Annotated in this window: 8 protein-coding genes, 1 pseudogene and 1 riboswitch; all 9 genes and pseudogenes read right to left on the reverse strand. The window is 64.9% G+C overall.

Going from position 1 to position 7,046, the window contains the following annotated elements; translation table 11 throughout:
- Window positions 1-87: 87 nt before the first annotated feature.
- Window positions 88-1,008 (reverse strand): formylglycine-generating enzyme family protein, encoded by a 921-nt coding sequence (locus VMR39_RS02380; protein ID WP_325413988.1) that lies wholly within the window; start codon window positions 1,006-1,008, stop codon window positions 88-90.
- 167 nt (window positions 1,009-1,175) lie between these two features.
- On the reverse strand, window positions 1,176-1,688 hold the full coding sequence (cobU, locus tag VMR39_RS02385) for a bifunctional adenosylcobinamide kinase/adenosylcobinamide-phosphate guanylyltransferase (protein WP_325413975.1): 513 nt from the start codon (window positions 1,686-1,688) through the stop codon (window positions 1,176-1,178).
- A gap of 22 nt (window positions 1,689-1,710) precedes the next feature.
- On the reverse strand, window positions 1,711-2,646 hold the full coding sequence (gene cbiB, locus VMR39_RS02390) for an adenosylcobinamide-phosphate synthase CbiB (RefSeq protein WP_325413976.1): 936 nt from the start codon (window positions 2,644-2,646) through the stop codon (window positions 1,711-1,713).
- Window positions 2,639-3,619, reverse strand: coding sequence for a threonine-phosphate decarboxylase (locus VMR39_RS02395; RefSeq protein ID WP_325413978.1), 981 nt, complete (start codon window positions 3,617-3,619; stop codon window positions 2,639-2,641). The genes cbiB and VMR39_RS02395 overlap by 8 nt, the downstream gene beginning before the upstream one ends.
- Window positions 3,616-4,335 carry an adenosylcobinamide-GDP ribazoletransferase gene (locus VMR39_RS02400; RefSeq protein ID WP_325413980.1) on the reverse strand — a complete coding sequence of 240 codons (720 nt, stop codon included), beginning with the start codon at window positions 4,333-4,335 and terminating at the stop codon, window positions 3,616-3,618. The genes VMR39_RS02395 and VMR39_RS02400 overlap by 4 nt, the downstream gene beginning before the upstream one ends.
- Window positions 4,332-4,901, reverse strand: coding sequence for a histidine phosphatase family protein (locus VMR39_RS02405; RefSeq protein WP_325413982.1), 570 nt, complete (start codon window positions 4,899-4,901; stop codon window positions 4,332-4,334). The genes VMR39_RS02400 and VMR39_RS02405 overlap by 4 nt, the downstream gene beginning before the upstream one ends.
- Window positions 4,898-5,914, reverse strand: coding sequence for a nicotinate-nucleotide--dimethylbenzimidazole phosphoribosyltransferase (gene cobT, locus VMR39_RS02410; RefSeq protein WP_325413984.1), 1,017 nt, complete (start codon window positions 5,912-5,914; stop codon window positions 4,898-4,900). Before cobT ends, VMR39_RS02405 begins: the two co-directional genes overlap by 4 nt.
- Window positions 5,911-6,318, reverse strand: a complete 408-nt coding sequence (locus VMR39_RS02415) for a DUF1636 domain-containing protein (RefSeq protein ID WP_325413986.1) — start codon at window positions 6,316-6,318, stop codon at window positions 5,911-5,913. Before VMR39_RS02415 ends, cobT begins: the two co-directional genes overlap by 4 nt.
- Window positions 6,319-6,485: 167 nt before the next feature.
- Window positions 6,486-6,669, reverse strand: a riboswitch (cobalamin riboswitch).
- 236 nt (window positions 6,670-6,905) lie between these two features.
- Window positions 6,906-7,046: pseudogene (gene rpsD, locus VMR39_RS02420) on the reverse strand (30S ribosomal protein S4); the annotation flags it as partial.

The following is a 7,046-nucleotide window of genomic DNA, read 5'->3' on the forward strand; positions in this document are numbered from 1 at the left end:
GGCTCCAACTGTCGAACGCGAGCGTCATGGGATTGTTCCTTGCCATGTCGCCATAATGTACTTCGAGCAGGGCGGTTCCGTTCATCATCATTTGCGCTCCCGGCGTATGCAGCGAAAGCCGATATGGCTGGTCGCGCTGTCGATTGCCTGGGGATGGCGCGCGGCGGGGCGATAGCGCTGGCAGTAGTTGGCGGCGCACAGATGCGACCCACCCTTGAGTACCTTGCGAGGAATGGGCGTGTGAGGCATCGCCGGATCGAGGCTTTCCCGTTTCGTGCCGCCGCGAGGGTTGGAGGGGACGCAGCAACTGCCCTTGGCCTTGCGCTCCACGCGTGGCTGGGCGAACCAGTCGACCGTCCACTCCCAGACATTGCCGATCATGTCATATAAGCCATGCCCGTTGGCGGGAAAGGTGCGGACTGGGGAGGTACGTTCATAGCCATCCTCCAGAGTGTTGCCGTAGGGAAAGGCGCCCTGCCAGTAATTGGCAAGCATCTGCCCTTCGGGTGCCAGTTCGTTGCCCCAGGCATAGTCGGCCCCGTCCAGCCCGCCACGAGCGGCGAACTCCCATTCCGCTTCCGTCGGCAGCGCTTTTCCAGCCCAGCGCGCATATGCTTCTGCATCTTCAAAGGCGACATGGACCACCGGATGGTCAGGCAATTCGCCGGCATTGCTGTTCGGACCATGGGGATGCTGCCAGTCTGTACCGAAGCTGAAACGCCACCACTGGCTATAATCGCCAAGGTCGACCGGGCCGGTGGTGCGCTGGAACAGCAGCGAACCCGCCTGTGCCATGGCCGGGTCCATGTCCGGATAATCTTTGGAGTCAGGGGCGATTTCGGCGAGTGTGCGATAGCCGGTCGCTGTCACGAATTGAGCAAATTCGCGGTTGGTTACGGGGGTTTTGTCGATCCAGAAACTATCTATCTGCACCCGACGCACCGGTGCTTCTTCCGGGTAGAATCGATCCGATCCCATCAGAAAGGCGCCCCCTTCTACGAAAGCCATGTCCTGCGTCAGGTTCATGTCTGCATCAGCCATGACGGTTCGCCGGGTGCCGATGGGCGATGTGGTAAGTCATTCTGAGCATGATCGGAGTTTGTTCCAGCAACTGGTGAACCACAACCTCTAAAGCCGCCATCGATAGCACGGCAAGCCGGTCGTTTGGACATATGTCATTTCAAGCGGAGCGGAAGGCCAGCGGTGACGAGCATGACTTCGTCCGCCAAGGTTGCGATCGACTGGTTCAAGCGACCGGCTTCATCACGAAACCGACGGGCGAGGGCATTGTCAGGTACTATGCCGAGGCCGACTTCGTTAGCGACAAGGGTCAACTGGCCTTCGAAGCCGGCGATGGACTGGACCAGTTGCTCGCCGGCTGCCGCCAGATCGGCATTTGCGAGCAGGAGATTGGAGAGCCAGAGAGTCAGGCAATCCACCAGCACGACGTTGCCTCGCGCGTTCAGCGATCCGATTGCGGCCGGCAAGGCGGTGGGCGCATCGACGGTCCGCCAGCGATGATCGCGATCGGCCTGATGCCGGGCGATGCGGTCGCGCATCTCATCATCATAGGCCTCTGCCGTCGCGACGAATATGGCACTTCCCTCCACGGCCTCGGCGCGCTGCTGGGCATAACGGCTCTTGCCCGATCGGGCGCCGCCGAGGACGAAAAGACAATGTCCGGTCATCAGGAATGCTTTCACAAGGGGATCAGAACAGCCATGCCGCCGCCGCGATGATCCATAGCATGAGGCAGGCGCGGCAATAGATGGAAAGGGCCCGGCGGATGTCGTGGGCGCAGGCTTGTCTGCCCTCGCTACCGATCCACGCTTTGGAATGGACGACCTGGTCATACGACACCGGACCGGCGAGCCGGACACCGAGCGCGCCGGACATGGCCGCTTCGGGCCAGCCGGCATTGGGCGAGGCATGGTTGCGCGCGTCACGCCACAGGATGCGCCAGCCGCCGCCCGCGACAAGGCAGATCAGCAGGCCCGACAGGCGTGCGGGGATCAGGTTGAACAGATCGTCCGTCCGCGCTGCAGCCCAGCCGAAAGCGCGCCACCGTTCCTCCTTATGGCCGATCAGGCTGTCGGCGGTATTGATCGCCTTGTAGACCCAGACGCCGGGCAGCCCGGCGAAGAGAAGCCAGAAGAAGGGCGCCGTCACCCCGTCGCAATAGCTTTCAGCGAGGCTTTCGATGGCGGCGCGGGCGACGGCGCTTTCGTCGAGCGCCTCCGCGTCGCGCCCGACGATCGCGCTGACGGCGGTCCGGGCGGCCGGAAGATCGCCGACTTCGAGCGTCAGGGCAACGGCGCGGACATGATCGAAGAGGCTGCGTTGAGCCAGAGCGGGCCAGGCGAGGAGAGCCAGGACGATCCAGCCGAGCTGGCCGAAAGTCTTCAGAAGCAGCGACTGTAACAGCCAGCAGGAACCGCCGACCAGAAGGATGAGGAGCAGGACGGTGACTGTCCCCCACCGACGGCGGGTTGGGATTGGTAGCTCTGGCCGGTTCCAGCGGCGTTCGCATCGTTCGATGATCCGCGCAAACTGGCCGACCGGATGACCGATGCGCCGGTAGAGGGATTGCGGCCAGCCGAGAGCCGCGTCGAGCGCCAGCGCCATGAGGGCGACCGGATCAGCCATGGCGCAGGACATGCTCCAGACGATGCAATGCGGCCTGATCGGCAGGAAGGCCGATGCGCAGCCAATGCGGCTGTTCGGCAAAGGGACGGGTGAGGATGGCGGCGCGCGCCAGCCGATCGAACAGCAGCGGCGCCTGTTCCGTTTCGATCAGACGGAAGAGTGGACATTGTCCGATCGGCCGGTACCCCGACCGCTCCAGCACCGCATCAAGGCCCGCGGCGGAGGCGCGCAAGCGATCGCGGGTTTCAGCGATCCAGTGGCTGTCCCCGTAGGCGGCCATGCCGATCGCGATCGCTGCGGCGGACAGTGGCCATGCCCCCAGTTGCGCGCGCAGTCGCACCAGAAAGGCTGTTGGACCAAGGACGAAACCCAGCCGTACACCGGCGAGGCCGAAAAATTTGCCGAAGGAGCGGAAGATCAGCAACTGTCGGTCGTCCGCTACCAGCGGCATCAGGCTGGTTGCGGGGGTGGTATCGGCGAAGGCTTCGTCGACGAGCAGCCAGTTCTGGCCGGCGCGGACTTCCAGCATATCGAGCAACGGCGCCCGGTCCAGCAGCCGTCCATCGGGATTGTTCGGATTGGCGAGGATCAGGCTGCCTTCGGATCGCGCGGCATCGGCCCATGCGGTGGCAGTCGATCCGGCGACCATTTCGCCATGGGTGCGATAGCTAGGACTGACATGGCGCGTCGCGCCTTCGATCAGTTGGCCGGCTAGGCGGAGTCCGATCTCGGTGCCGGGAACGGCGCAGACATGACGGGCGTCAACGCCGAAATTGACGGATGCGACGGCTTCCAACTCGTGCAAGGTTTCGGGTTCGGGCAGGCGCTGCCAGTCGATGGTCAGATCGCGGATGCCGGGCCAGGGCTCCGGATTGATGCCGGTGGACAGGTCCATCCAGGGCTGGGTCGATGCGCCGAAATGCGCTTTTGCCGCCTTCAGAGAACCACCATGATAGGTCCAGTCGGGCGTCATGCCACTTGGCTCCAGAGCAGCGCGGCGACGAGCAGCACGCTTTCCGTCAATTCTATGCCAGCGCCATGGCCATCGCCTGAAATCCCACCGATGCAGTTGAGCAGCCACAAAGCCCAGACTATCCAGGCGACGGGTGCGATCCAGAGCGATGGCGCGAAGAAAGCCGCGCCGATCAACAGCGCCGTCCACAAGAGCAAGTCCTGCGGCCGAACGACCTCCCGAAAGAGCGCGCCAAGTCCCTCATGAAGCTGGCGCAGGAAGCGTGTCCAGAAGAGCGGGCCGATCCGCGCGGCGAAAGGTATGAGAGCGATGGCGGCATAGGCCTGTGCCTCGATCAACAACCGCAGCAGGATCAGCTTGGCAAGAAGTTGCAACAGGATCGTGACGATGGCGAAGCTGCCGACATGGGGATCGGCGAGGACCGCGATCAGCCGTTCGCGATCCTTGTGCGCTGCACCCGCCGCGTCGGCGATGTCACCCAGCCCGTCGAGGTGCAGCGCCCCGGTTACGGTAACCCAACAGACAAGCGCGGTCAGCGCCCCCGCCCAGGGATCGATCAACGCGCCCAGGTAGCCGGCAGCCGCTACCATCGCGCCGACGATCAGGCCGACCGCCGGGAACCAGCGGATGGACGCGGCGAACTCGGCGCCGGACACATGGACGCGGGGCATCGGTAACCGCGTGAGGAACTGGATGGCAATGACCAGCCCCTTCACGGACGTAGCCCCCTGATCTGCGCCGTCCACGGCGTGCCCGGCCAGATATGGAGGGACAGGAGCGCGGCATAGGGCAGGTCGAACGCCCAGAGGTGCTGGCGAGGAATGCCGCACAGGCAATGTATGGCGGCGCGGATCGCGCCGCCATGGGTCACAACCAGGGTGGGGACGGGGGATAGATCTGCCAAGGCCGATGCGACCCGATCGATCAGCGTCGACCAGCGTTCGCCATTCGGCGCGGGATAGCGGTCAGGATCGGACCAGAAGCGTCCAAGCGGTTCCGGGGCGATCGCGCTGGCCTGCTTTCCGTCCCAATCGCCGAAGTCGAGTTCGCGCCAGCGATCGTCAATTATCGGCTCGCGGCTTTGTGCGCCTGCTATGGCTGCGGCGGGCAGGACGCAGCGTTGCAGATCGGACGATAGGATATGCTCCACGTCCAGATCGGCGACCTGGCGGGCGCAGGCCGCAATGCCCTCCGGCGTAGGTGCCGCATCAGTGCGGCCGAGCATCAAACCCGGCTGTTCCGGGGCGCCATGTCGCAGGAAATGGAGAGCAAAGCCGCTCACAGCGAACCGGATACCGCCGCTTCGGCGAAAGTTGCCATCTGGTTGTGGGCCGCCAGTGCGACTCGGACGATATTGGCGGCGACCGCAGCGCCGCTGCCTTCGCCAAGCCGCATGTCGAGCGACAGGAGCGGTGCCAGTTGCAGCCGGTCGAGCAGGCGGGCATGTCCCGGTTCCGCCGAGCAATGGCCCGCCAGACAATGGCCGGTGATGGCCGGATTATCGGCGGCGAGCGGCGCGATGGCGGAACAGCAGATGAAGCCGTCGAGCAGCACCGGGATCGCCAGTTGCCGCGCGCGTAGGATCGCGCCTGCGATCGCTGCGATCTCGCGCCCGCCGACTCGGCGCAGCGTTTCGAAGGCGGAGCAAGGGGCATCGCCATGCCAGGCCAGTGTACGGTCGATGACCTGCGTCTTGCGCCCTATCCCTTCTGAGTCGACACCGGTGCCGGGGCCGACCCAATAGGCCGCCTCCGTTGCATAGCTTCTGGCGCAGAGGGCAGCTGCCGCCGTCGAATTGCCGATGCCCATTTCGCCCAGAACCAGCAGATCAAGCCCTTCCTCGACCGCCGCGGCGCCCGCGTTCAGCGCGCGCAGGCACTCTTCAACCGTCATGGCTGGCGCGGTCGTGAAGTCGGCGGTCGGACGATCGAGGTCTAGCGGCACCACCCTGAGTTCCAGCCCCGCGACCGTCGAAAGGGCGTTGATCGCGGCGCCGCCGGCCTGGAAATTGGCGACCATCTGCGCGGTAACGCTGGCGGGATAGGCGCTGACGCCATGGACGGTGACGCCATGATTGCCGGCGAAGATCACCGTCCGAGCACGGTCGATCGCCGGTCGTTCGCGTCCCTGCCAGCCGGCGAAGAAGATCGCGATCTCCTCCAGCCGTCCCAGCGATCCCAGCGGCTTGGTCAACTGTTGCTGGCGCGCGCGCGCCGCGTCCGCCGCGTCCGCGTTGGCAGCGCGTAAATCGGCAAGGGCGGCTTCAAAGGCTGAGACAGTGGCGAAGCTGGTCATTCGGCGACAAATCCCGGTGGCGGCGTGCGCGTGATGAAATGGCCTTTGACGCCTTGAGGCCATTGCGAAAAGGGGACGCGGCCATGGTCGCTTTCGGCATAATGGACGGCATAGTCCAATATGGCGCGAGCGGCCTCCTCGTTCGGCTCGAAACGACCCAGAACATAGCCGACCTTGTCGGGCGCGCGCAGATGGACTGTGCAAAAATCCTGGCAGGCGAACAGGCATGGCATTTCCTGCACCGTAACGCCGTCATAGCGCGGGTCGCTGGCTTTCACGTTTCGTAGGGCCGACGCCAGTTGCGCGCCACCACGTATACCGTCGGCGTCCTCACGCACGTCCTTGCTATGTCGGCAGGTGTTGCAGGCGACGACGGCCGGCCCCGGATCGACCCGCTTCAGCATCGGACATCTCGGCAAACGACTATAGGCACGGCAATCCCTTCGACACAGCCGTGCAATGGCGCCCGATCCGATCGCCCAGGTGGCGCACGACATCGGCCGCGCAAGGCGCGGTATTCCCTGTCGTCGCGCGGGTTCACCCCCGTCCGCCCGGATCACCCTGTCCGTGCGAAAGACGACTGCGGCAGGCAGGTCTCCTGGCTTGCGGGTCAGCGCCGGTCGACCGCCTTCTCGGGATTTACCCCAATGGCATATGGCCGATGGCTCGCCGCGTACAGTTGCAGGGGCAGCCGGGTTTTGTCCCGTTCCCATCTTCGTCCCCGTTGCCGGGGAACCTGTCGCGAGGCGGCGTTACATCGATTTGGATGGCGCGGTCAACGGCTGCGCCCCAGCGGCGTCACCGTGGGCCAGGGACCACCCAGATCGACCTGCGCCTCAATGCCATAGACGGCGCGAAGATGAGGCGAAGTCAGCACATCCGCCGGACTGCCGTCGGCGACAAGGCGCCCCTGGTCGATCAGCAGCAGGCGGTCGCAATAGCGCACTGCCATGGTGAGGTCGTGGAGGACGGCGATCACCAGCGTGCCGCCCTGCTTTTCACGCAGTTGCAGGCCGAAGTCGGAAGTGCGCGAACCGGACGTGCGGCCGTGCTGGCCAGGCTTGGTGTCGAACTTGGCCTTGTCGCTGATGGGGCGACGGGCGCTCTTCAGGAACAGGTCGGTGCCTTCGCG

The sequence above is a fragment of the Sphingobium sp. genome, assembly GCF_035511395.1.
GTDB lineage: Bacteria > Pseudomonadota > Alphaproteobacteria > Sphingomonadales > Sphingomonadaceae > Sphingobium.